Here is a 21,458-nt window from a genome sequence, read left to right as displayed (position 1 = left end):
TTAGGTTTAGTTGTACCCGGCTTCAACAGCCGCCGGGAAGTTGTCCTAAGTCGGGATAATCCTCCTGGGGACGTAGCTTAATGGTAAAGCCTCAGTCTTCCAAACTGATTACGCGGGTTCGATTCCCGTCGTCCCCTCCACGAATGAAGGGCCCCGATCCGAGGATCGGGGCCCTTTTTGGTTTCCAGGAAGAGCTTCTACGTGGAGCTGTTACGCCTGGCAGCCTGGACACCAGTACAGCTTGCGTGCACCAATTTCGGCCATTCCCACCTTCGTTCCGCAGGCCCGGCACGGCATGCCGTTCCGCTTATAGACGAAGTGGGCATCGGCGTCGGGCGCTGTTCTGCCGTCACCGGACCACAGGGCCGGCGGTGTCGTAACAATCCGTCCGTCACGGACGCCGTCGGACATGGTGTTTACGGTGTCTTCCCAGAGACCTGCAGCGGTTTCCGCATCAATGCTGCTTCCTGGCGTCCACGGATCCACTCCTTGCCGGAACAGCACCTCGGCCCGGTAGATGTTCCCCACACCCGCCAGCACGGACTGGTCCATCAACAGCAGGCCGACGGCGGTCTTGCGTCGCCGCAGCCGCCGAATGAACTCATCCCGGTCCCCCGGGCGGTTGTGCAGCGGATCCGGGCCGAGCCGCGCCAGCACGACTGCCGCTTCAGCAGCACTAATTGCGGCGCATGTGGTGGCACCGCGGAGATCGGCCCAGCCATGGTCGGAGACCAGCCTGACGCGCACGGCGCCCACGGGGGCGGGAGGCCCGGTGTACTCGTCGCTTGCTATAGCGGAGCCGCTTTCCCGCTCGCCAATGCGGCGCGGGGCACCAATGCTTGAGGCGCCCGTAAAAGAGCTATCGCCGCCAAAGCTCCACGCGCCATACAAACCGAGGTGGACGTGAAGGTACAGCCCGTGATCGAAGCGCAGGAAGAACTGCTTACCGTGAGCCATGGCATCCACCATGGTGTGCCCCGTCAGCAGCCCGGCGCCGGCCGCGAAACGCCCCTGCGGGCTGGAAACGTCCAAGCGCTGGCCGCCAAAAACATCCTGGAATTGGCGGGCCAGCCTATGGACCGAATGCCCCTCGGGCACTATTCGACGATCTCGCCGGTGGTTTCGTACACAGCGATCTTCCCGATGCGGCGTACGTGCCGTTCGTCGTTGCTGAAGGGTTCCTGGAGGAAGGCCTCGATGAGTTCGGTGGCTTCCTCCACGGTGTGCTGGCGACCTCCAACGGCCACCACATTGGCATCGTTGTGTTCGCGGGCCAGCTTTGCGGTGGAGAGGTTCCAGGCCAACGCAGCGCGGACTCCCTTGACCTTATTGGCGGCGATCTGCTCGCCATTCCCCGAACCACCCAGCACGATGCCCAGTGCGTGTACGCCAGCCTCCTGATCGGCCACCACAGCGGCGCCGGCGTTGATGCAGAAGGACGGGTAATCATCCAAGGCGTCGTATTCCTTGGGTCCGTGATCCACCACTTCGTAGCCCTTGGTGGTGAGGTGGCTGACCAAGTGGGCACTCAGTTCCATGCCGGCGTGATCTGTAGCGATATGGACGCGGGGTGTAGTCACAGGAAGTCCGTTCTTTCTGGCGCGCGGGTATGCCATATGGCCTGACGCGGCGATGAGGGAGTCGCTACCTAGGGTACCGCTACCCGGGTTGTTGGGAGTGCCCGTCGTCATGAGCCCGATGGGCCGCCCGGTTCAGGATTCCGGCGAGTTTATCCGCGGATGCCTGCGTGCCGGCGCTCAGCGCCACCCGTCCACCGTTAAGTTTCCTTACGACGACGGCGGGGCCGCTGCCGACGAGCATGGCCGTGGCGTCATCATGGTGCCGCCAGCCCCACCCACCATAATCGGCGGCCTTCACTTCCGCGGGGGCGGCCGCGGCGATCTCCACGGCGGGGACGGTCAGAACCCGGACTATGCCGCCGGCGAACACCTGCAGCCCGCCCCTGTCTGCACGCACCCTGGCAAACAAGAACCCGGCCCCGACCAATGCTGCCACGGCAACCAAGGCCCCGAGCCACGGCACCGCCACTGCTATTAACGCGGCCGGGAACACAGCGGACACGATGATCATGATGAACACCGAGCTGCGCGCATGCACCCACATCCTGAGCGTGTCGCTGGCCAGGTCAGGATCCTCAAGGAGCCGGAGTTCGGCCTGGAGCGCGGCATCATCCTCCCGGGTCCACCGCGGATCGGGCTTGAAGGCGAACATCATGACAATCCCCAGCGCCAAGGCTGCCCCGCTGCCCATGGCCAGAACTACCGGGTCAACATGTGTTCCGCGGGCATCCGCCGCCCCGGATTGCCCCACAAGGCCCGCGGCCAACACCGTCGTCATGAAGAGACTCACCATCAGGCCCAAACCCATCATGACGCGCCGCATGATGACGGGCCGGGACAACGACACTGACTGGAGAAACGCTGCCCAGCCACAGCAGACGATGAGGGCCGCCCCACCGGCCACGTAGGCGGCGAACGGCGCGAAGGAGGTGCCGCCGTCGGCGTTCCACATGACGGCAACAGGGTTTGGAAGGCTGTTGCGCAGCATCTGGGCGCACACCACAAAGCCGACGGCGAGGAGCAGCGGAAAGGCAACCGCAAACCTCAGCGCGCGGAAATCAACAGTGTCCCGGAAGGATCCCATAATCCAACGCTACTCCGTGGGACGACACTGTGGTGTGCGCTCCTTGCCTTCACGGGCTGGAGTGAAAGAATGGCTTCACACCAGCGACCGGCCGTGATCGGCCGGCGATTCAAAAATCTTCGGAGGCACCACTTGCCAGGCCTGAACCTCACGCGCGACGAAGCCGCGAACCGCGCCGCACTGCTCAACGTCGAGTCCTATAACGTCACCCTGGATCTAACCAAGGGACCGGACGTCTTCGGATCAACCACCGTGGTGAAGTTCTCGGCCGCGCCGGGATCGTCCACGTTTATCGACGCCATCACCCATGCCGTTCACAGTGTGACCCTCAACGGCACAGAGCTGGATCCCGCCGAGGTCTCGGACGGTGTCCGCATTCGGCTCCCTGAGTTGGCGGCTGAGAATGAACTCACAGTCGTGGCTGACACGCCCTATATGAACACCGGAGAGGGCCTGCACCGGTTCGTGGACCCCGTTGACGGCGAGGTCTACCTGTATACCCAGTTCGAGGTTCCTGATTCCCGGCGCATGTTCGCCGTCTTTGAGCAGCCCGACCTGAAAGCAACCTTCACCTTCACGGTCACGGCGCCGTCGCACTGGGACGTCATCTCCAACTCCCCCACTCCTGTCCCTGTTGAAGCTCCCGCCGGGGAGGACGGCGGCGCCCGCTCCGTGTGGGAATTCGCACCCACTCCGCGCTTGTCCTCCTATGTCACGGCCCTGATCGCAGGACCGTACCAGTCAGTTCGCTCGGAGGTCACCAGCTCCGACGGCCGGGTCATCCCGCTGGGCGTTTTTGCCCGGAAGTCGCTCATGCAGTACCTCGACGCTGACAACATCTTCGAACTGACCCGCCAGGGATTCGACTTCTTCGAGGCCCAGTTTGGCTGCCCCTACCCGTTCGAAAAGTACGATCAGCTCTTCGTCCCGGAATTCAACGCCGGAGCCATGGAAAACGCCGGCGCCGTGACCATCCTGGAAGGCTACGTCTTCCGCGGCAAGGTCACCGGCGCGCAGATCGAGCGCCGTGCCATCACCGTCCTGCACGAACTGGCACACATGTGGTTCGGGGACCTGGTGACCATGCGCTGGTGGAACGACCTCTGGCTCAACGAGTCCTTCGCGGAATACATGTCACACCTGGCGGCCGTGGAGAACACCGAGTTCGACCGCGCCTGGACCACGTTCGCCTCGGTGGAGAAGTCCTGGGCTTACAAGCAGGACCAGCTGCCCACGACCCACCCGATCTTCGCCGAGATCAACAATCTCGAAGACGTGGAGGTGAATTTCGACGGCATCACCTATGCCAAGGGAGCCTCCGTGCTCCGCCAGCTGGTGGCCTGGGTAGGCCCGCAACAGTTCATGGCCGGTGTCCGTACGTACTTCGCCAAGCACGCCTGGAAGAACACCGAACTCGCAGACCTCATGGTGGAGCTCGAAGCCGCGTCCGGCCGTGACCTGGACGTATGGGGCAAACTCTGGCTCGAAACTGCCGGCGTGAACACGCTGGCTCCCGAATTGGACGTGGCAGATGACGGCACCATCACAGGTTTCGCGATTCTCCAGACCGCCATCGAAGAACAGCCCACTCTCCGTCCGCACCGCCTGGCCGTTGGCTTCTATACCCTCTCCGGCGAGGGCAAGCTGGAACGCACCCACCGCGAGGAACTCGACGTCGACGGTCCCCGCACCGAGGTACCCGCTCTGGTGGGCAAACCGCGTCCGGACCTGATCCTGCTCAATGATGACGACCTCGCCTACGCCAAGGTCCGCCTGGACGAGCATTCGCTCGCCACCGCCACAGCCCACCTGAAGGACTTCGCTGCGAGCCTGCCCCGCACCCTGGTGTGGGGTTCGGCGTGGGACGCAGCACGCGACGGCGAAACCCCGGCCCGTGGCTACGTGGACCTGATCCTGGCCAACATCGCGCACGAAACGGATTCCTCGGTCATCCTAGTCCAGCTACGGCAGCTCGCCACCACCTTGACGTACTACGTGGCGGCGGAACATAAGCTGGACACCACCATCGCAGCAGCCGACAAGCTCTGGGAACTCGCCTCCTCCGTGGAAGGCGGCTCGGACGCCCAACTGCAATTCGCGAAGTCCTACGCGCAGCTCGCGCGCAGCGGCGGCCAGCTGGACCGCATCCAGGCTCTTCTGGACGGCACGGAAACACTGGAAGGCCTCAGCATCGATCAGGACATGCGGTGGGAGCTCCTGACCGCGCTGGTGGCTGGTGGACGCCAGGGCCAGGAACGCATCGACGCGGAACTCGCGCGCGACAACACGTCCAACGGTCAGAACGCGGCAGCCCAAGCGAAAGCTGCTATTCCCACCCCGGAAGCCAAGGCAGCTGCCTGGGACGCAATCGTGGTCCAGGGTGAACTCTCCAACGCCTTGCAGTCCTCCGCTGTGGCCGGCTTCATGCGGGTCCCTGACACTTCCCTGCTGGAGCCCTACGCGGAGAAGTACTTTGAGGCAGTCCCCGGAATCGTCAAGGAGCGCACCCACGCATTGGCCCAGCAGATCGTGGTGGGACTCTACCCCGCCCAACTCACCACCCAGGCCACTGTGGACCGCACCGATGAGTTCCTCGCAGGACTCCCCGAAGAGAGCGCGGCCCTGCGCCGCATGATGCTGGAGAACCGTGACGGCGTAGCGCGGGCCTTGCGCGCCCGCGCCGCTGACTCCCAGGCTGACTGAGTCGTCAGGCCCATGCGGACAGCCGGTTCTTCGTCATTAGACTGTTCGCATGGGCCTCAACGAACACCACTACTCCCTTACTGTGCGCTGGACCGGAAACCTTGGCGAGGGTACGGCAGCCTACAAGGGATACTCACGCGACCACGACGTTGAGATCAGCGGGCTTCCGACGTTGAAAGGGTCCGCAGATCCCACCTTCCACGGGGATCGGACACGCTACAACCCCGAGCAACTACTGCTTGCCGCACTTTCGCAGTGCCACATGCTGTCTTTCCTGCATGTAGCAGTCAAGCATGGGGTGGTAGTGACCTCTTATGAGGACAACGCCGAAGGACTCATGAAACTCAACCGCGACGGAAGCGGGCAATTCGAGAGCGTTACCCTGAAACCCACGGTCGCCATCGCCGATCCCGCCCACGCCCACCTCGTGCCGCAGCTTCACCACGAAGCCAACCAGGTCTGCTTCATCGCACGCAGCGTTAACTTCCCGGTACTCCACGAACCCATCACGACGACGGCCGCAGCCTAGCGCTGCTGTTCCCGCCAGAGCGCCACGAGCTTTCGTTCTCTATCCCGGCTCAGGCCGGCTTTGCGTTCTCTTTCCAAACCCCTCTGTTGCTCATACGCTAGCGTCGCCGCCAGCGTTTCCTGCCACGGACGCAGGGTCATCCCCGCATTCCGGGCCGCCCGGTTCGAGCGGGCCTGGAATCCCTCGTGGCCCGGGGGAAGCCACAATGGCAGTGAATCCGGCCCGGACCAGTAGTCCACGCCTTGCTCCACGAGCCAGTCTTCGGTGGGGCGGACGGTGTCCTCTGCCGCAGTTCCAACCAACCGTTGGGATGCGGAGATGTAGTCATCGAACTTCACCACATCCCCCAACGCGTTGTACGTCCCCGTCAGCCCTTGTTCGGCGGACCGCAGGATCCATGCAGCGAGGTCCCGGACGTCAATGATCTGGGTTGCAGCGTCAGGAATGTCCGGGACCAGCACGGTCTCAGAGTTCACTGCGAACCGGGCGGGCCAGTAGCCGTATCTGTCAGAGCCGTCCCCTGGGCCGCCTATGAGCCCGGCCCGGACGATGTGCGTCTTCTCCCCCACCAGGGCAAGGGTCATGTCTTCGATCGCTGACTTGGACTCCCCATACGTTTCCGGGGTACCTGGCCGCCCCTCGGGCAATGGCTCCAGCAACGCAGCACTCTCATCCGCGCCAGGAACTGTGTTGTCTGCGTACACGGAGCAGCTGGAGATGAATGTCCAGTGCCCTGCAACATGACCCAGCACGTCCAAGGCCTCGCGGGCCTGGACGGGATCGCGGGACACATCGATCACTGAATCCCAGGGGCCACCAACCTCCGCGAAGGCCGCGGCACCCATGGAGCGGTCGCCCCTGACCCAGGTGACGCCGTCGGGCGGGCTGGCCGACGTACCGCGGGCCAAACACGTGACGCTATGCCCGGAGGCAACGGCCTGCCTGGCGATTTCAGCTGACAGGAAGGCGGTACCGCCCAGGACCAGGATGCGCATACCGTCACGCTACGGCGCTAGGGTTGTACGTGGACAGAGTGTTCCGCGCCCGGCGAACACGGGCCGACGACAAGGAGTTATTCCACCTTGACCTCCATCCCCCTGGCGGAAGCCATCAATATCGAACCCGAAAAAATCGACCTCATGTCCATCCTGATCACAGTGGGCGTAGGTCTGGCAGTGTGGATCGTGGCACGGTTTATCATCCTGCGTATTACGCGAAGGGTGTCCGCGGGAAGTTCGTTCTTCAAGAAGCCGCATTTCAAGTGGGTACAACCAGCCATCCGCGCGCTTGACCACGAACGCAGGTCCCAGCGCGCCGAGACCATCGGCTCACTGCTGACCAGCCTGGTGAGCGTTGTGGTAGTGGTCATCGTGATCATCTACGTCCTCAAGTACATGAACGTGGACGTTGCTCCGCTGCTGACCAGCGTAGGCATTTTGGGTGTCGCCATTGGTTTCGGCGCCCAGCAATTGATCCGCGACTTCCTCGCGGGAATCTTCATCACCATTGAAGACCAATACGGCATTGGTGATGTGATTGTCACCAGCGAAGTGATTGGTACCGTTGAATCCGTGGGCCTGCGCATCACGCGCGTCCGAGCGGAAGACGGAGCCATCTGGTACCTCCGGAACGGCGAAATCCTCCGCGTGGGAAACCGGTCCCAAGGCGACTACGTGCCTCTGGACACACCGGACACCAATGATGAACCCGGGGCGGCTGCAGCAGCGGCCCCCGTCACAGCAGGCGCACCGCGAGTCACCAAAGCCGAGGAGAAGTCCAATGAGTAGCACCACAGGCGGGGAAGCCCAAGCACCCCAGTCCGGTCCTCGACGACAACTGATGCAGAACGATCCGTTCAGCCAGCCCGCCTATACGGACAGTTTCTACGCGGCTGTCGGGGGCCATCAGACCTTCGTGAAGCTGATTGACGTGTTTTACGACGGCGTGGCCACCGATCCGCTCCTGCGCCCCATGTATCCCGAAGAGGACCTAGGTCCGGCAAAACGCCGCTTCCTCATGTTCCTGGAGCAGTATTGGGGTGGTCCCACCACCTACGGCGAGGAAAGGGGCCACCCTCGACTGCGTATGCGCCACATGCCGTTCCAGGTGACCCCGGAGGCCAAGGACCGATGGCTGTTCCATATGCGGACCGCTGTTGATTCCCTGGAGTTGTCACCGCTCCACGAGGGCACCCTGTGGGACTACATGGAGCGGGCGGCGCTGACCATGGTCAACAGTCCTTCTGCGGGCCCCAGCGCTTAAGACTGGAAACCCAGCCCCAGGCCAGCGCCAGTCCGCACCAGTACATGGCCGCGGGGTCCGCTCAGGCGGAACCAACGGCCGTTCCGGAAGACCTGCTGCCCGGCATCGCCCAGGAAACCCAGGGCAAACGCGGCGAACGCCGCTCCGGCAGGCAGTTCGCCCGCACCGGGAAGGTCCCGGCCCCAGACAGCGGCCCTCGCACTGTTGACCACTGCGGCCCCCGCCAAGGTGGGAATCGCGCCAGCCACCTCGGCAATGCCGGCCTCTGCCGCTAACTTGAGATCGGCGTCGAGCACCGTTCCCTGGGGTTCCCAACCGGACCGCGGCGCGCCAACACCGGCCCACGACTCGGAAACGGTCGACGGCGGAATAGGCAGTTCCACGTCATCGGCGCCAGAGCGTGCCAAACGATCCAGGACGGACGCGAGGGTGACGGTGACGTCTGCCTGCGCGGGCTCAGCGAGGGCCATGGTCCTCAAACCAAGGATGGTCGGGGTGGACTCGCCAAGGATGCGGGGCCTCAGCACACACACATAAGCGGCCAGCACGTTGCCGGCGGCCTGGAGTCTGATGGCGCCGTCGTCGATGCTCTTTGCCCGGGTGACGAAAGTCCGCAAGTCAGCGAGGTCACGGGGATCGGCGAAGCGGAAGGACTGGGTCAAGACGTCTGTCACATCATCGACTCTACCGGCATGTCCCCGGTTGAGAGGGGTCGGGGCGGCGTCTAAAGTCGAACCATGACTGAGACGAACGCTGGCCTTGAGGTGGAAGCACCCGTAGAGGACCCCATGGAAGTGCTGATCGGCCTGCTGGATCTTGGCGACTTTGACGGTGCCCGGACCAACGAGGACATCTTTCTGGGGCCATCCCAAAAGCAACCCCGGCACCGCGTTTTTGGTGGACAGGTTTTGGCGCAGTCAATGATGGCGGGCATGAGGACCGTTGAGCCGGACCGGGTGGCCCACTCGATGCACGGCTATTTCCTGCGCCCAGGTGACGCGAACAAGCCGATCACGTTCGGCGTGGAAAGGCTGCGGGACGGCCGTTCCTTCTCCGCCCGCAGGGTCCATGCCTACCAGGACGGCGTCCCGATTCTCTCGATGATCGCATCATTCCAAGTGGAGGACAGCGGCCTGGACCATCAGGCCACCATGCCAGAGGGCATCCCTGATCCGGAGTCCCTGCCCAGCACTGCGGAACTGTTGTCCCACTTTGACCACCCCATGGCTCGCCACATGTCCTCGGAGCGGCCTTTTGATGTCCGCCACATTGATCCGGCCCTCTACGTTTCTCCGCCCAAGGAGCACGTGGCCACCAACGCGGTCTGGATGAAAACCATGGGCCCGCTGCCGGATGACCCCAACCTTCACCGGGCAGCCCTCGCCTATGCGAGCGACTACACCCTCCTGGAGCCTATTCTGCGCAAGCATGGCCTTGCTTGGATGACACCGGGCATGAGCGTTGCCAGCCTGGATCACGCCATGTGGTGGCACCGCCCGGTACGTGTTGACGAATGGATGCTCTACGTCCAGGAGTCCCCCAGCGCCCAAGGTGCCCGAGGACTGGCCACGGGCCGCATCTTTAACCGCGACGGCGTTCACGTCGCCACAGTGGCGCAAGAGGGCATGGTCCGGATTCCATAACCTTCGCTGCACATCAAAGAGGCCGGTCCCTGATGGGACCGGCCTCTTTGATGTTCAAGCCTTGGTGCTAGTCGCGGGTCAGGCGGCGGTGCGTCACGCGGTGCGGCTTGGCAGCATCGGGGCCAAGGCGCTCCACCTTGTTCTCCTCGTAGGAGTCGAAGTTGCCTTCGAACCAGTACCACTTGGAGGGGTTCTCGTCATCACCTTCGTAGGCAAGGATATGCGTGGCTACGCGGTCCAGGAACCAGCGATCGTGCGATACCACCACTGCGCAACCCGGGAATTCGAGCAGGGCATTTTCGAGGCTGCTCAGGGTTTCGACGTCGAGGTCGTTAGTGGGTTCGTCAAGGAGCAGGAGGTTGCCACCCTGCTTGAGCGTCAGGGCCAGGTTGAGGCGGTTACGCTCACCACCGGAGAGGACACCGGCCTTCTTCTGCTGATCCGGTCCCTTGAAACCGAAAGCCGAGACATAGGCCCGCGAAGGCATTTCGACCTGGCCGACCTGAATGAAGTCATGACCTTCCGAGACAACTTCCCAAAGGGACTTGTTGGGGTCAATGCCGCCACGCGACTGGTCCACGTAGGAGATCTTCACGGACTCGCCGATCTTGAGCTCGCCGTCGTCCAACGGCTCCATGCCAACGATCGTCTTAAACAACGTGGACTTACCAACACCGTTCGGGCCGATGACCCCCACGATGCCGTTACGGGGCAGCGAGAAGGAGAGATCCTCAATCAGAACGCGATCATCGAAACCCTTCTTCAGATTCTTGGCCTCAATGACCAAGGAACCCAGGCGCGGTCCCGGCGGAATCTGGATCTCTTCGAAGTCCAGCTTGCGGGTGCGCTCGGCCTCGGCGGCCATTTCCTCATAGCGGGCCAGACGGGCCTTGGACTTGGTCTGGCGGCCCTTGGCGTTGGAGCGCACCCACTCAAGTTCTTCAGTAAGGCGCTTGGACAGCTTTGCGTCCTTCTTGCCCTGCACCTCGAGACGGGCTTTCTTCTTCTCCAGGTAGGTGGAGTAGTTGCCCTCGTACGGGTAAAGGTGACCGCGGTCAACTTCTGCGATCCACTCAGCAACGTGGTCCAGGAAGTACCGGTCGTGGGTCACTGCAAGGACAGCGCCGGGGTACTGGGAGAGGTGCTGCTCAAGCCACAGTACGCTCTCAGCGTCAAGGTGGTTGGTGGGCTCGTCGAGGAGCAGGAGGTCGGGCTTCTGGAGGAGAAGCTTGCACAGCGCCACGCGGCGACGCTCGCCACCGGAGAGCACGGTGACGTCGGAATCAGCTGGCGGGCAGCGCAGTGCGTCCATGGCCTGCTCGAGCTGGGAATCGATATCCCAGGCATCGGCAGCGTCGATGGCTTCCTGCAGCTTGCCCATTTCGTCCAGGAGCGTGTCGTAGTCCGCATCCGGGTTGGCCATTTCTTCGGAAATCTCATTAAAGCGCTGGATCTTGCCGTAGATCTCGCCTACACCTTCCTGGACGTTGCCCAGGACAGTCTTTTCCTCGTTCAGCGGCGGTTCCTGCAGGAGGATGCCCACGGTGTAGCCGGGGCTGAGGCGGGCTTCGCCGTTTGACGGCGTGTCCAGCCCGGCCATGATCTTCAGGATGGTGGACTTACCAGCACCATTCGGTCCCACGACGCCAATCTTCGCGCCAGGGTAGAACGACATGCTGACATCGTCCAGAATAAGTTTGTCGCCAACGGCCTTGCGAGCCTTGGTCATCGTGTAAATGAATTCCGCCATGCCCTTAAATCTAATGGCTAGGCGTCCTTAACTCACATTCGGGCGGCGCGGTGTCCCTACCGGGCGTCTCCCACGAAGCATTTTCCGGTGGTCAGCACCGGCAGGACTGTCACCACTACGCCACCATCACGGATCTGACCCACGACGCAGCTTTCCCCGGTCAGGGCAGCCGCCTCCATGGCGTCCACGTCGAGGCCGGTTGGGGTCCGGCTCACGGACACCTCAACGTTGGCCTTTGGAATGCCGGCACTGACCAGCGCTGCGCGCAGAGCTTCGCGATCCGGTTTGGGATTGTTGGCCACGAGCTTCTTCAGCGTGCTTTCCACTGTGGATGTTGCTGCGGCAACGGCGGGATCCACACTGGCCGTTGCCTCCGGACTCGTTGAAGGTGCCGGTGAGGCAGCCTGGCTGGCTGGAGCTGCAGGCGATGCCGTGCACGCCGTCAGAGCCAATGCCGCGGCGAGCATCAGCAAAGTCCCAGCGGTACGAACCCGCACTGCCGACGCTGCCGTGCCGTTTTCCGGTGCCATTATCCTGCTCATCACCTAGCCATTGTGCCATTCACACGGGAGGCTTACCGGGGTAGCGTTTTCACACGCGGGTTGGCAACGACCGACGAGATGGGAGCGTACATGATGCGTGGACATTCCGGGGACGCCGTAGCGTCGCAAACGATCGCGGCCTCGCCTGACAGCGTTTGGGCGGCACTGACTGATCCTGCACAGATCCGGCAGTACTTCCTGGGAACCAACATCACCACCTCGTGGCGCGTCGGCGAGCCCATAACGTACTCGGGCGAATACAACGGCAAGCCCTACCAGGATAAGGGCACAATTCTGGCCTTCGATCCCCCCGGTTTGCTGAAAACGACCCACTTCAGCCCGACCTCCGGGCTCCCTGACGTTCCCGGGAATTATCACGTCGTGGAGTACAGGGTGGCCGAGGCGGCTGAGGGGACAACGGTGACGATCATCCAAGGCAACAATTCCAGTGATGGTGAAGTGGAACAGTCTGCAGCCACGTGGCGCTTGGTACTGCAGAACCTCAAGGAATTTCTTGAGTCGAGGCCTTAACGGCCACCCCTCCTGGACCTGTCCAGGAGGGGTGACGTTGTGCCCCAGGAGGGAATCGAACCCCCGACCGGCGGATTAGAAGGCCGCTGCTCTATCCCCTGAGCTACTGGGGCGGACACTGACACCATCAGCCGTGAGGGCCGCTGGCGCCACAAAGAGTTTACAGTGCGATCTGCCCGGAGCCTGCCATCTCCACACCGGCGCCTCTGTTCCTCCACAACCCGCGCGTTGAAGGAAGTTATGCACATAGCCGAACTCCGCACTCCCCCGACGGCCTTCCCTGGATGAAGCTGAAGGAGCCGGACCGGCATTTCCTACACCAAGAAGGACCACTGATGAATGACATGATCACCGTCCGGGGCTTTGTGGCCTCGGAGGTCAAGAGTTCCACTACGACGCGCGGCACGGCCACTGCGACGTTTCGGCTGGGGACTACGGAGCGACGCTACGACCGTACAAGCAACACGTGGGTGGACGGAAACACTAACTGGTACACGGTCCAGTCATTCCGCTACCTCGCCGGTCACGTAGGCTGCAGCGTGAAAAAGGGTCAACGCGTCCTCGTCGTGGGCAAGCTCCGACTGCGGCAATGGGAGCACGAAGGCCGCGTTTACCACGTAGCAGAAATCGACGCCGAATCCGTGGGCCATGATCTTATGTGGGGTTCTGCCAACTTCACCCGCATGAACGGCACCTCGGCTCCCGCTGATGTGGCACATTCCACCGACGTCTCTGCCCCTGTTGGCAGCCGGGAATGGGATTCCGACGACGACGAACAGGCGCCGCCGGAAGACGAGACCGTGGCAGCCGATGTTGAAGATACTGACACCGCCAACCCGTTGATGGTCAACACCACAACGGGAGAACTGGTGAGCGCCTGAACCCTGAGCCGGGGATCCGGGCGCCTACGGTACCAGCTTTGTGGGCGTGCCTATTCTGGGTCCATGGCACACTACGATGCAGATTCAAGTGTTGAGACTGCCCCTGCCCACTGGGCGGCCGTTGAGGAATTGTTCGGAACCAAGGGCGAGCCCTCCCGGTGCTGGTGCCGGTGGTTCGCTCTTTCCAGCAAAGAATGGGCGTCTACATCGCAGGAGGATCGCAGGGAATCCTTGAAGTCAGCGTTCCAAGGGAGTCCGGCCCCAGGCGTCCTGGCGTTCCGGGACGGGGGTCCCATTGGCTGGTGCGCGGTGGAACCCCGGGTCAACTATCCCCGGCTCAAGCGATCCCGTGTCTTGAAGGGAACCCTCCAGGGTGAGGACAACAAGATCAGCCTCTGGGCAGTCACCTGTTTTGTCGTGGCACCGCAGCAAAGGCGCTCAGGAGTATCGGCGTCGCTGCTTTCGGCGGCGGTGGATCACGCCTTCAAAAACGGCGCCGACGTCATCGAAGCTTACCCAGTGGACACGGATCTCAGAACCAAAGCCACCGCCGCCGAGCTCTTTCACGGCACGCTGTCGCTTTTCCTTGCCGGCGGCTTCCACGTGGTATCCGAGTCTGTCCCCGGGCGGCCCGTCGTCAGGCTTTCAAAAGGCAGCACCGCTGACTAGGGCAGAGTCAGGATCATCGGACCATCCGCAGTGATGGCAACGGTATGTTCACTGTGAGCGGCCCTGCGTCCATTGGCAGACCTCAAGGTCCACTCGTCGTCGTCGTGGTAGTAGTCGTCCTTGCCGCCCATTATCAGCATGGGCTCAATGGCGATGACCAAGCCCTCTTCAAGCTTCATTCCACGACCCGGCCTGCCGATATTGGGAACGGGAGGCTCCGCGTGCATGGTCCGGCCGATTCCGTGACCACCGTGATCAGCCAGCAATCCATAGCCGGCACGCCGGGCCTCGCCGCCAATGGCGTAGGCAAGGTCACCCATTTTGTTCCCGATACGCGCCGCCTCAATACCCCGGGCAAGGGCTGCCTCTGTAGCCGTGACCAGTTCCTGGTCCACAGGATCCGCGTTGCCAACTATGAAGCTGATGGCCGCATCGCCGCACCAGCCCTCCACGAACGCACCGCAATCAACACTGAGCAGATCACCGTCATTCAGTGCATAGCCGTTGGGGATTCCATGCACCACCGCGTCATTGACGCTGGCACAGATCACCCCGGGAAACGGCACGGCAGCCCAGCGGGGGTGGTAGTCCAAGAATGCGGGCTTTGCACCGGCAGCCGCAATCACTGTTGCCGCGACGTCGTCGAGCTCCTTGAGCGACACACCCACGGCAGCATGCTTCCGCACGGCCACCAAGGCATTGGCAACCACACGCCCGGCCTCGCGCATCAGCGCGATTTGATCAGGCGACTTCAGCATTGACATTGGGAACCCTTCGTTGCTTCCGGAGTGGCGATGCCGAGGCACAACGCCGCGGACATGCCCACTCTACGGCTGCCACGGAACTCGGGCGAGGGCGTTTCGGCAACAGTTCGAGTCCGATCCAGCAAGCCCCCGCCCTAGAGTTGTGGCATGACCACCAATGACCTCGTGCAGTCCATACGATCAACACTCCGTTCCGCGGGGGACGTTGAGCGGGCACGCGGAGCCCAGGCCTACATGAAGTCGGACATGCCGTCGCTGGGTGTCCGGGTTCCCGAGGTGCGGAAAATCGTCAAAGTGGTAGCCAAAGAGTTTCCTCCGTCGGCGCCGGTCGACTTGCGCCGGGCCGTCCTGCAATTGTGGCGGGAAGCTGAAGCCCGCGAGGAACGCTACGCTGCCATCGACCTGACGGGCCTGCGCATGGTCAAAGAAGACCTGGACATGGTGCCCGTTTATGAGGAGATTATTCGCACCGGAGCTTGGTGGGACCTGGTTGACGGGGTGTCTCACCGCATCTGTGCACTTCTCCTCGCCCACAGGGCAACCATGACTCCGCTGTTACTCCAGTGGGCTGAGGACCAAGACATGTGGATCCGCAGGGCCGCCATTACTGCCCAGTTGGGAGCCAAATCGGAAACCGATCCTCAGTTACTTGCGGCGGTGGTCACAGCAAATTTGGCAGACAAAGAGTTCTTCATCCGCAAAGCGATCGGTTGGGCGCTCCGCGAATTCAGCAAAACCGAGCCTGCTTGGGTCACAACTTTCGTGGCCGATCACGCGTCAGCCCTTAGCCCGCTATCCATCCGAGAGGCGACGCGGCTGATGCCGTCCCGATGACTCCGCTTAGATGATGGGGCGCAGACCAGGCTCGTCTCGCTTGCGGAACAAGCTCTTGGTCTTAGGGTCCACGAAGATCAAGTACACGGCGAAGAGAAGTGCGATGATGGCGGCCGCATTCCGCGCCAGCGTCAACGCAAGGCCGAGGTCTTCACTCTGAAGGTAGGGGAAGACGTCCAACTGATCCGAGATGGCGTAGACCATGAAGAAGGAGACCACGAAGTAGACGGCTTTGACCTGCCAGTCGTTCCGGATTCCGGTGACGGCAAACAGAGGTATGAGCCACACCACGTACCAGGACTGGATCATGGGCGCCAGTAGGACAATCGCGGCAAACGCGAGCGTCAACCGGCGCATCAAGCGGTCGTAGTCGCCGCGGAAGACCTGCCAGGCAATGGCTCCCACCATCAGCAGCTTGCCGGCGTCGTACACCCACTTGGCCATGCCCCAGCCATCCAGTCCGAAGACGTTGAAGATAGAGGCGACTACCAAGCCGATCAGCCCGATGGGCGCGTACCAGATCCACACACTGCCCGGTGCTGACAACCCGTTTATCCACCCGAAACCAAACCCGTTGACCAGGCTCAACGCGTAGAGAAGGCCGAAGCTCAGCCCAGCAGTCAGGAACCAGAATACGAACTTCCGTGGCCAGGAGGCTCCCTTCCCGGCCCACAGAAGCCCAATGAATGGCAGGAACACCACCGTAATGGGCTTGACGGAGATGGACAGTGTTACCAGCACGATCCCCAGGATGACGCGACGCGTGGCGCAGTAGTACAGGCCGGCCAGTGCGAGACCGATCATCAGGGCGTCGTTGTGGACACTGGCAATGAAGTTTGTCAGGAAGAGCGGATTGGCTGCCGTGAGCCACAATGCCCGGTGCGGATTGACTCCGTGGAGTTCCGCAAGCTTTGGCACATAGATGATGCAGAGGACGATGCCCACCAAGGCAACAAGCCTGAACAGCATAATGCTGGCTTCAGGCTGGACGTTGGTCACCCAGACCACGAACTGTTCGATCCAAAGGAACACCTGCCCGTAGGGTACCGGCGCTTCGGTCCACATCTTGTCCGCGCCCAACTGGAAGTAATTGGGGAGCGCCGAAATCCCATTCTCATATGGGTTCAGGCCTTCAACCATCAACCGCCCTTGGCCTATGTAGGCATAGACGTCCCTGCTGAACAGGGGCACGGTGAACATCATGGGCAGGCCCCAGGCAGCCACGGCCTGCAGTGTTGCTTTGCGTGCCTCCAGCCCCCAGACCCTTACGCGTTGGCCCAACCGGAGCCAAGCCCGGACAAGGAGCATTCCGCCCACAGCCAGCAGGACTATGGAGAGCGCGACGCCAATGCCTTCAGTGCGCATCCAGATAAAGAGCGGCAGCCTCCGCAGTTCGGATACTGGAGCGAGCCAGCCCACTCCCAACGAACCGAACACCATGAACATCGAACCGATGAAACCGGCGATCAACGGCGAGCGTGCGTTATCTACCTCGCTGGCTGCAGCATCCGGCGTCGGCGCTGCTGTCCCTGCCTTCTGGGCGGCGGGTACTGGCACCGTCATGTGGTCGTCATCCAATCGTTCGCCCGGTGTGTTCGGGTTAAATTCAGCGTCTTTGGGGCTTTCCGCGGCAGGAAGAAACGACACTGCCGCGCTCAAAAATCGTACCATCGGAGCACTTGGAAGCGGCCGAAGGATAGGCTAGGCGCGTGCCTATTACTAATGAACGCATCGTCTGGATCGACTGCGAAATGACCGGCTTGGACCTCAACAACGACGCCCTGATCGAAGTCGCGGCGTTGGTGACCGATTCCGAACTCAACATCCTGGGCGACGGCGTCGACGTCGTGATTAAGCCGGACGATGCTGCACTGGAACAAATGAACGACTTCGTGCGGGACATGCATACCCGTTCGAAGTTGCTGGACGAGCTCCCCCACGGGAAGACCATGGCCGAAGCCGAAGCGCAGGTCCTCGAGTACATCGAGAAGTGGGTCCCGGATCCCCGCAAAGCGCCGCTCGGTGGAAATTCGGTAGGTACAGATCGGATGTTCCTCGCCAGGGACATGCCGAACATCGTGGAGCACCTCCACTACCGCGTGATCGATGTCAGCACCATCAAGGAGCTCTCACGCCGGTGGTTCCCGCGCGCTTACTTCCAGTCACCCGCCAAGCACGGTGGTCACCGCGCTCTGGGCGACATCAAGGATTCCATCGATGAACTCCGCTATTACCGCGAGGCCGTCTTCGTTGCCGCTCCGGGTCCGGACACGGCCACTGCCCAGCGCATATCCAAGGACGTCATTGCCACTGCGGAAACCCTCGGATCCAGCGAAGCGGTGTGATCTGCGCCATTTTTGAAGGTTTTTTTGCCAAAACCGGCAAAAGTGGACTTTGCACCCCAAAACAGCAGGTAAGCTATTTGTCGTTGCCTCGAAGGAAAGCCGGTCAAACGGACTGACCTAAAAAGGCACATGGTGGGCTTAGCTCAGTTGGCAGAGCGCCTGGTTGTGGTCCAGGAGGTCGCGGGTTCAACCCCCGTAGCTCACCCCACCGAGATTGGCTCCAGAGCCGGTTTCCACAAAGGCCGCACCGGTTATCCGGTGCGGCCTTTGCTTTTAACCGAAGGCGACCCCTGGCCTCCTCCGGATCTCTGCGACAGACAAAGGAAGAACTGACATGACCGTCCTGCCAGTCACCATCTGGGGCGAACCCGTCCTGCACCGCCGGGCGAGCGAAGTCGAGGTTTTCGACGACGAACTTCGCACCTTGATCGCTGACATGTTCGAAACCAACGATGCCGCCAACGGCGTTGGTCTCGCGGCACCACAAATTGGCGTGGGCAAGCGGATCTTTGTCTACAAGTACGCCAATGACGACGACGTTCCGGAGCAGGGCGTAGTGGTGAATCCAGTGCTGACCCTCTCCAAAGTCTCCGGAGCACTGCCGGACCCGGACGAGGACGTAGAAGGCTGCCTGTCATTTCCTGGCGAGTACTACCCCCTGCAGCGCGCTGAATGGACCCGGGTCCAAGGCTTTGATGGCCACGGAAACCCGGTGGACTTCGAAGCAACCGGCTGGTTCGCCCGGATCCTGCAGCACGAGTTCGATCACCTGGACGGCAAGCTGTATGTGAACCGTCTGGTAGACAGGTATTCAAAGAAGGCGCTGAAGCAGGCCAAGAAGAAGGGCTGGGGAGTGCCTGGCCTGACGTGGATGCCCGGCGTCGATCCCGATCCGTTCGGACACTAGAACCATGTCCACCAAGCCTCACGCCGAACTCTTCAAGCTCCTGGGTATCACCGGCCCCGATGCCGCGGAGTGCGCCAACCTCCTGGCAACCCCTCCCGGGCGGGCTGCCCTTGCGGCGATGTCTGCCATGCAGGAACGGCTCGGAACGTTCCCCCTGGTCAGCATCAAGGACTATGACGCCCGTGAGGCTGACTGGATCGAAGCCCTGCTCCGCTTTGCTCCCACGGTCCACGAATACCACGTGGAGCTCGGCATCAGCCCGGCGGTTTCGGCCGCATCCTTGGCTGACGTGGGATTGCAGCTCAGGATCAACCGGCGTGTCCACGGCGACTTTGGACTTGATACCTGGAGCTGGCTGACCCTGCACATGGCTGGAAATCTCTTCCGGCTTGGCCGGCTGCAGTTCCACTTGGTCCAGTCCCCGAATGAAATCCCCGCCTCGGACGTCAGCGGCATCATCGAGCACAGCTCGTCGTGGGTATTGGGGGTCCACATTCCTGAAGACGGCGGCCTCTCCCCCGCTTTGGTGGACGACAGTTTCTCTGAGGCGCGGGTTTTCTTTTCCACGCACTTTGCGGACAAGCCAGCAACCGTGGCCACGTGCGACTCGTGGATGCTTGACCCCTACCTTGCAGAGCGCCTGCCAGCCAGCAACATCGCTTCTTTCGCCCGCCGCTTCACCCTGGATCGCTGCACTGATGCTCCTACTGATGCCGTGTACTTTACGTTCCGCCGAAGGGGGCTGGATGATCTGGACAAGCTCCCCCGCGATACGTCACTTCAGCGCGTCGTCCTGGAGAGGATCGACGACGGCGGAACCTGGCAACTGGGGCACGGTCACCTCGCGTTGTAAATAGTCTGCTGTCCTGGACAGGAGGCGAGAACACCTTTCATGGCGTCCTTTTCGGCTTGTGTCACCCACAGCTTGTACGCTGCCTTCACCGAGATTTGGCGTGCCACGTAGTGACATCGGAAATTCTTGTTACCCGGCAGCCAGGTCGCTGCGTCACCAGCGCCCTTCTTGACGTTCGCAGGACCATCAGCAGCGATCAGGTTCAGCGGATCATTGGCGAATGTTTGACGCTGTTGGGCCGTGAGTTGCTGAGCACCTTTTTGCCAAGCGTCCGCAAGAGCCACCACATGGTCGATTTGAACTGCCGAACTGGTGTCCTGGCCCCTCTGGAACGTTACTTCCGCGCCGGTGTAGGGTTCGTGAAAAGTGCCACCGGCAACCTTGCAGGAGGAGCCTTCGGTAAACACTACTGCCGCAAGGTCCCGCCGGAGGATGTCGTTGCGGGTGTCGCAGCCATTGCGGTCAGCGTCCGCCCACGCTTGCCCGAAGGCGGACCTGTCGTAATCAGTTTTGGCGGCACGACCCTTGACGGGGATCCGTTCCAGAGCCTCGCTGGCATTTTCGGCAGCGACGGGCGCCGCTCCGCGAAGGGGCTTCATCCAGCCCTGATTGAAGACCGGAGCTTCGCTTGGCCCGGCTACCCAAGGATCCGCGGCGTTGAATTGGCCTGTGGTGAAGTACCAGGCCAGCCCCGCTACGACGGTGGCGGCCACCAGAGCAATGATGGCCCAGGCCTGACGGGACCGGCGGCGGGCGCGTTTGTAGGCTGACCAGGTGATACTCAAGGGACTCCATCCAGTGGGGCAGACAATGTCCTACGAGCGTAGAACAAGGCCCCGACAGTATGAGCCGGTATCCACAGTGTGTAGGAGGAGTCACACTGCCGCGGAGGAGCGCCTAGTTGGTTACTGCTCCCGCATGACCCGTTGCAGATCCTCCGCTGCCACCACAAGGAGTCCCCGCAGTTGCTCAACCCGCTGGTCAGTGACGTCACCAGCAGCGTTGCCCGCTACCGCTTGGTCCAGGAGTTTCTGGGCTTGTTTGTGATTTGCCCGGGCAACATCCAGCGCATGTTCCAAGGTGGTTTCGTGCTCCAGAGTCGATTCATTTTCCATGAACCCATTTTGGTCAGGTTTCCCGGCTGATGCCAGTGACTCAGCCGGGAAACCCTCGAATACTTCGGAGTGCTTAGGCGTCAGCCGTTTCCAGCACAGCGATGGGTGCCACGACGTCGCGTGCCGGGAATGATGGCGGGTTTACGCCGGCCATTTCTTCCATGACGCGGACAACCTGGCAGGAGTAGCCGAACTCGTTGTCGTACCAGACGTAGAGCACGAGGTTCTTGTCGTTGGAGATGGTGGCGAGGCCGTCCACGATGCCTGCCCGGCGTGAGCCAACGAAGTCCGTGGAAACAACATCGGGCGAGTCGATGTAATCGATCTGCTTGCGCAGCTCCGAGTGCAGGGACATCTCCCGCAGGTAGTCATTGACCTCGTCCCGGGTGGTGCCGTTCTCAAGGTTCAGGTTGAGGATGGCCATGGAAACATCCGGGGTAGGAACACGGATCGCGTTACCGGTCAG

Annotated in this window: 23 protein-coding genes, 3 tRNA genes and 1 pseudogene; 14 read left to right on the top strand and 13 right to left on the bottom strand. The window is 62.0% G+C overall.

Annotation, left to right across the window (positions count from 1 at the left end; all coding sequences use genetic code 11):
* Positions 1-66 precede the first annotated feature (66 nt).
* A tRNA-Gly gene (locus tag BLW08_RS06130) sits at positions 67-140 on the top strand.
* A gap of 70 nt (positions 141-210) precedes the next feature.
* On the opposite strand, the gene BLW08_RS06125 is transcribed toward BLW08_RS06130, so the two are convergent.
* Genes BLW08_RS06125 through BLW08_RS06115 form a run of 3 tightly spaced genes read right to left on the bottom strand, consistent with a single transcriptional unit; the run spans position 211 to position 2,664 of the window.
* Positions 211-1,098 carry an Fpg/Nei family DNA glycosylase gene (locus BLW08_RS06125; protein ID WP_091323932.1) on the bottom strand — a complete coding sequence of 296 codons (888 nt, stop codon included), beginning with the start codon at positions 1,096-1,098 and terminating at the stop codon, positions 211-213.
* Positions 1,098-1,616, bottom strand: coding sequence for a ribose-5-phosphate isomerase (locus BLW08_RS06120; RefSeq protein ID WP_091323931.1), 519 nt, complete (start codon positions 1,614-1,616; stop codon positions 1,098-1,100). Before BLW08_RS06120 ends, BLW08_RS06125 begins: the two co-directional genes overlap by 1 nt.
* A 43-nt stretch (positions 1,617-1,659) precedes the next feature.
* The gene (locus BLW08_RS06115) at positions 1,660-2,664 is read right to left on the bottom strand and encodes a hypothetical protein (RefSeq protein WP_091323929.1); all 1,005 of its coding nucleotides are present in this window, start codon (positions 2,662-2,664) and stop codon (positions 1,660-1,662) included.
* 132 nt (positions 2,665-2,796) lie between these two features.
* Between BLW08_RS06115 and pepN the strand changes: the two genes are divergently transcribed.
* Both pepN and BLW08_RS06105 read left to right on the top strand, forming a co-directional pair.
* A complete protein-coding gene (pepN, locus tag BLW08_RS06110; RefSeq protein ID WP_091324486.1) occupies positions 2,797-5,367 on the top strand; it encodes an aminopeptidase N in 2,571 nt (856 codons plus the stop codon).
* Between the two features lie 49 nt (positions 5,368-5,416).
* A complete protein-coding gene (locus BLW08_RS06105) occupies positions 5,417-5,896 on the top strand; it encodes an OsmC family protein (RefSeq protein ID WP_090825218.1) in 480 nt (159 codons plus the stop codon).
* Here BLW08_RS06105 and BLW08_RS06100 read toward each other — a convergent pair.
* On the bottom strand, positions 5,893-6,891 hold the full coding sequence (locus tag BLW08_RS06100) for a Rossmann-fold NAD(P)-binding domain-containing protein (protein ID WP_090825220.1): 999 nt from the start codon (positions 6,889-6,891) through the stop codon (positions 5,893-5,895). The two genes, BLW08_RS06105 and BLW08_RS06100, sit on opposite strands and share 4 nt — an antisense overlap.
* 87 nt (positions 6,892-6,978) lie before the next feature.
* Between BLW08_RS06100 and BLW08_RS06095 the strand changes: the two genes are divergently transcribed.
* Both BLW08_RS06095 and BLW08_RS06090 read left to right on the top strand, forming a co-directional pair.
* Positions 6,979-7,683, top strand: coding sequence for a mechanosensitive ion channel family protein (locus BLW08_RS06095; RefSeq protein WP_090825222.1), 705 nt, complete (start codon positions 6,979-6,981; stop codon positions 7,681-7,683).
* Positions 7,676-8,158, top strand: a complete 483-nt coding sequence (locus BLW08_RS06090; protein ID WP_091323927.1) for a globin — start codon at positions 7,676-7,678, stop codon at positions 8,156-8,158. Before BLW08_RS06095 ends, BLW08_RS06090 begins: the two co-directional genes overlap by 8 nt.
* Here the strand turns inward: BLW08_RS06090 and BLW08_RS06085 are convergent.
* Positions 8,155-8,832, bottom strand: a complete 678-nt coding sequence (locus BLW08_RS06085; protein ID WP_091323925.1) for a DUF8185 domain-containing protein — start codon at positions 8,830-8,832, stop codon at positions 8,155-8,157. The genes BLW08_RS06090 and BLW08_RS06085 overlap by 4 nt on opposite strands.
* A gap of 63 nt (positions 8,833-8,895) precedes the next feature.
* Between BLW08_RS06085 and BLW08_RS06080 the strand changes: the two genes are divergently transcribed.
* Positions 8,896-9,801 (top strand): acyl-CoA thioesterase, encoded by a 906-nt coding sequence (locus BLW08_RS06080; protein WP_090825227.1) that lies wholly within the window; start codon positions 8,896-8,898, stop codon positions 9,799-9,801.
* 67 nt (positions 9,802-9,868) lie between these two features.
* On the opposite strand, the gene ettA is transcribed toward BLW08_RS06080, so the two are convergent.
* Positions 9,869-11,551, bottom strand: a complete 1,683-nt coding sequence (ettA, locus tag BLW08_RS06075) for an energy-dependent translational throttle protein EttA (protein ID WP_091323924.1) — start codon at positions 11,549-11,551, stop codon at positions 9,869-9,871.
* A 56-nt stretch (positions 11,552-11,607) separates the two neighbouring features.
* Entirely contained in the window at positions 11,608-12,093 is a 486-nt protein-coding gene (locus BLW08_RS24085; RefSeq protein ID WP_254779726.1) for a DUF6993 domain-containing protein, read from the bottom strand.
* A 90-nt stretch (positions 12,094-12,183) separates the two neighbouring features.
* On the opposite strand from BLW08_RS24085, the gene BLW08_RS06060 reads away from it, so the two are divergent.
* The gene (locus BLW08_RS06060) at positions 12,184-12,624 is read left to right on the top strand and encodes an SRPBCC family protein (RefSeq protein ID WP_254779724.1); all 441 of its coding nucleotides are present in this window, start codon (positions 12,184-12,186) and stop codon (positions 12,622-12,624) included.
* 40 nt (positions 12,625-12,664) lie between these two features.
* On the opposite strand, the gene BLW08_RS06055 is transcribed toward BLW08_RS06060, so the two are convergent.
* A tRNA-Arg gene (locus tag BLW08_RS06055) sits at positions 12,665-12,737 on the bottom strand.
* A 222-nt stretch (positions 12,738-12,959) separates the two neighbouring features.
* Here BLW08_RS06055 and BLW08_RS06050 point away from each other — a divergent pair.
* Both BLW08_RS06050 and BLW08_RS06045 read left to right on the top strand, forming a co-directional pair.
* Entirely contained in the window at positions 12,960-13,505 is a 546-nt protein-coding gene (locus tag BLW08_RS06050; RefSeq protein ID WP_091323920.1) for a single-stranded DNA-binding protein, read from the top strand.
* Positions 13,506-13,568: 63 nt separating this feature from the next.
* Positions 13,569-14,174, top strand: a complete 606-nt coding sequence (locus BLW08_RS06045; protein WP_091323919.1) for a GNAT family N-acetyltransferase — start codon at positions 13,569-13,571, stop codon at positions 14,172-14,174.
* Here BLW08_RS06045 and map read toward each other — a convergent pair.
* Positions 14,171-14,938 carry a type I methionyl aminopeptidase gene (gene map / locus BLW08_RS06040; protein ID WP_091323917.1) on the bottom strand — a complete coding sequence of 256 codons (768 nt, stop codon included), beginning with the start codon at positions 14,936-14,938 and terminating at the stop codon, positions 14,171-14,173. The genes BLW08_RS06045 and map overlap by 4 nt on opposite strands.
* A 147-nt stretch (positions 14,939-15,085) precedes the next feature.
* Here map and BLW08_RS06035 point away from each other — a divergent pair, with 147 nt between their 5' ends.
* The gene (locus BLW08_RS06035; RefSeq protein WP_090825243.1) at positions 15,086-15,772 is read left to right on the top strand and encodes a DNA alkylation repair protein; all 687 of its coding nucleotides are present in this window, start codon (positions 15,086-15,088) and stop codon (positions 15,770-15,772) included.
* A gap of 6 nt (positions 15,773-15,778) precedes the next feature.
* Here BLW08_RS06035 and mptB read toward each other — a convergent pair whose 3' ends face one another.
* Entirely contained in the window at positions 15,779-17,335 is a 1,557-nt protein-coding gene (gene mptB / locus BLW08_RS06030; RefSeq protein WP_175538599.1) for a polyprenol phosphomannose-dependent alpha 1,6 mannosyltransferase MptB, read from the bottom strand.
* A gap of 146 nt (positions 17,336-17,481) precedes the next feature.
* On the opposite strand from mptB, the gene orn reads away from it, so the two are divergent.
* The 4 genes from orn (at position 17,482) to BLW08_RS06010 (ending at position 19,877) form a co-directional block, all read left to right on the top strand.
* On the top strand, positions 17,482-18,117 hold the full coding sequence (gene orn / locus BLW08_RS06025) for an oligoribonuclease (protein WP_090825245.1): 636 nt from the start codon (positions 17,482-17,484) through the stop codon (positions 18,115-18,117).
* 132 nt (positions 18,118-18,249) lie between these two features.
* Positions 18,250-18,325, top strand: a tRNA-His gene (locus BLW08_RS06020).
* A gap of 126 nt (positions 18,326-18,451) precedes the next feature.
* Positions 18,452-19,024, top strand: a complete 573-nt coding sequence (gene def / locus BLW08_RS06015; protein ID WP_090825247.1) for a peptide deformylase — start codon at positions 18,452-18,454, stop codon at positions 19,022-19,024.
* Positions 19,025-19,028: 4 nt separating this feature from the next.
* Positions 19,029-19,877, top strand: coding sequence for an acyltransferase domain-containing protein (locus tag BLW08_RS06010; protein ID WP_091323914.1), 849 nt, complete (start codon positions 19,029-19,031; stop codon positions 19,875-19,877).
* Here BLW08_RS06010 and BLW08_RS06005 read toward each other — a convergent pair.
* The 3 genes and pseudogenes from BLW08_RS06005 to BLW08_RS05995 all read right to left on the bottom strand — a co-directional run.
* Positions 19,862-20,662 (bottom strand): HNH endonuclease family protein, encoded by an 801-nt coding sequence (locus tag BLW08_RS06005; RefSeq protein ID WP_091323912.1) that lies wholly within the window; start codon positions 20,660-20,662, stop codon positions 19,862-19,864. The two genes, BLW08_RS06010 and BLW08_RS06005, sit on opposite strands and share 16 nt — an antisense overlap.
* Positions 20,663-20,782: 120 nt before the next feature.
* On the bottom strand, positions 20,783-20,992 hold the full coding sequence (locus BLW08_RS06000) for a hypothetical protein (protein WP_091323910.1): 210 nt from the start codon (positions 20,990-20,992) through the stop codon (positions 20,783-20,785).
* 73 nt (positions 20,993-21,065) lie between these two features.
* Positions 21,066-21,458: pseudogene (locus tag BLW08_RS05995) on the bottom strand (glyceraldehyde-3-phosphate dehydrogenase); the annotation flags it as partial.

Source organism: Arthrobacter sp. cf158 (genome assembly GCF_900106835.1).
Taxonomy (GTDB): domain Bacteria; phylum Actinomycetota; class Actinomycetes; order Actinomycetales; family Micrococcaceae; genus Arthrobacter.
This window is presented reverse-complemented; position numbering and strand designations above follow the sequence as displayed.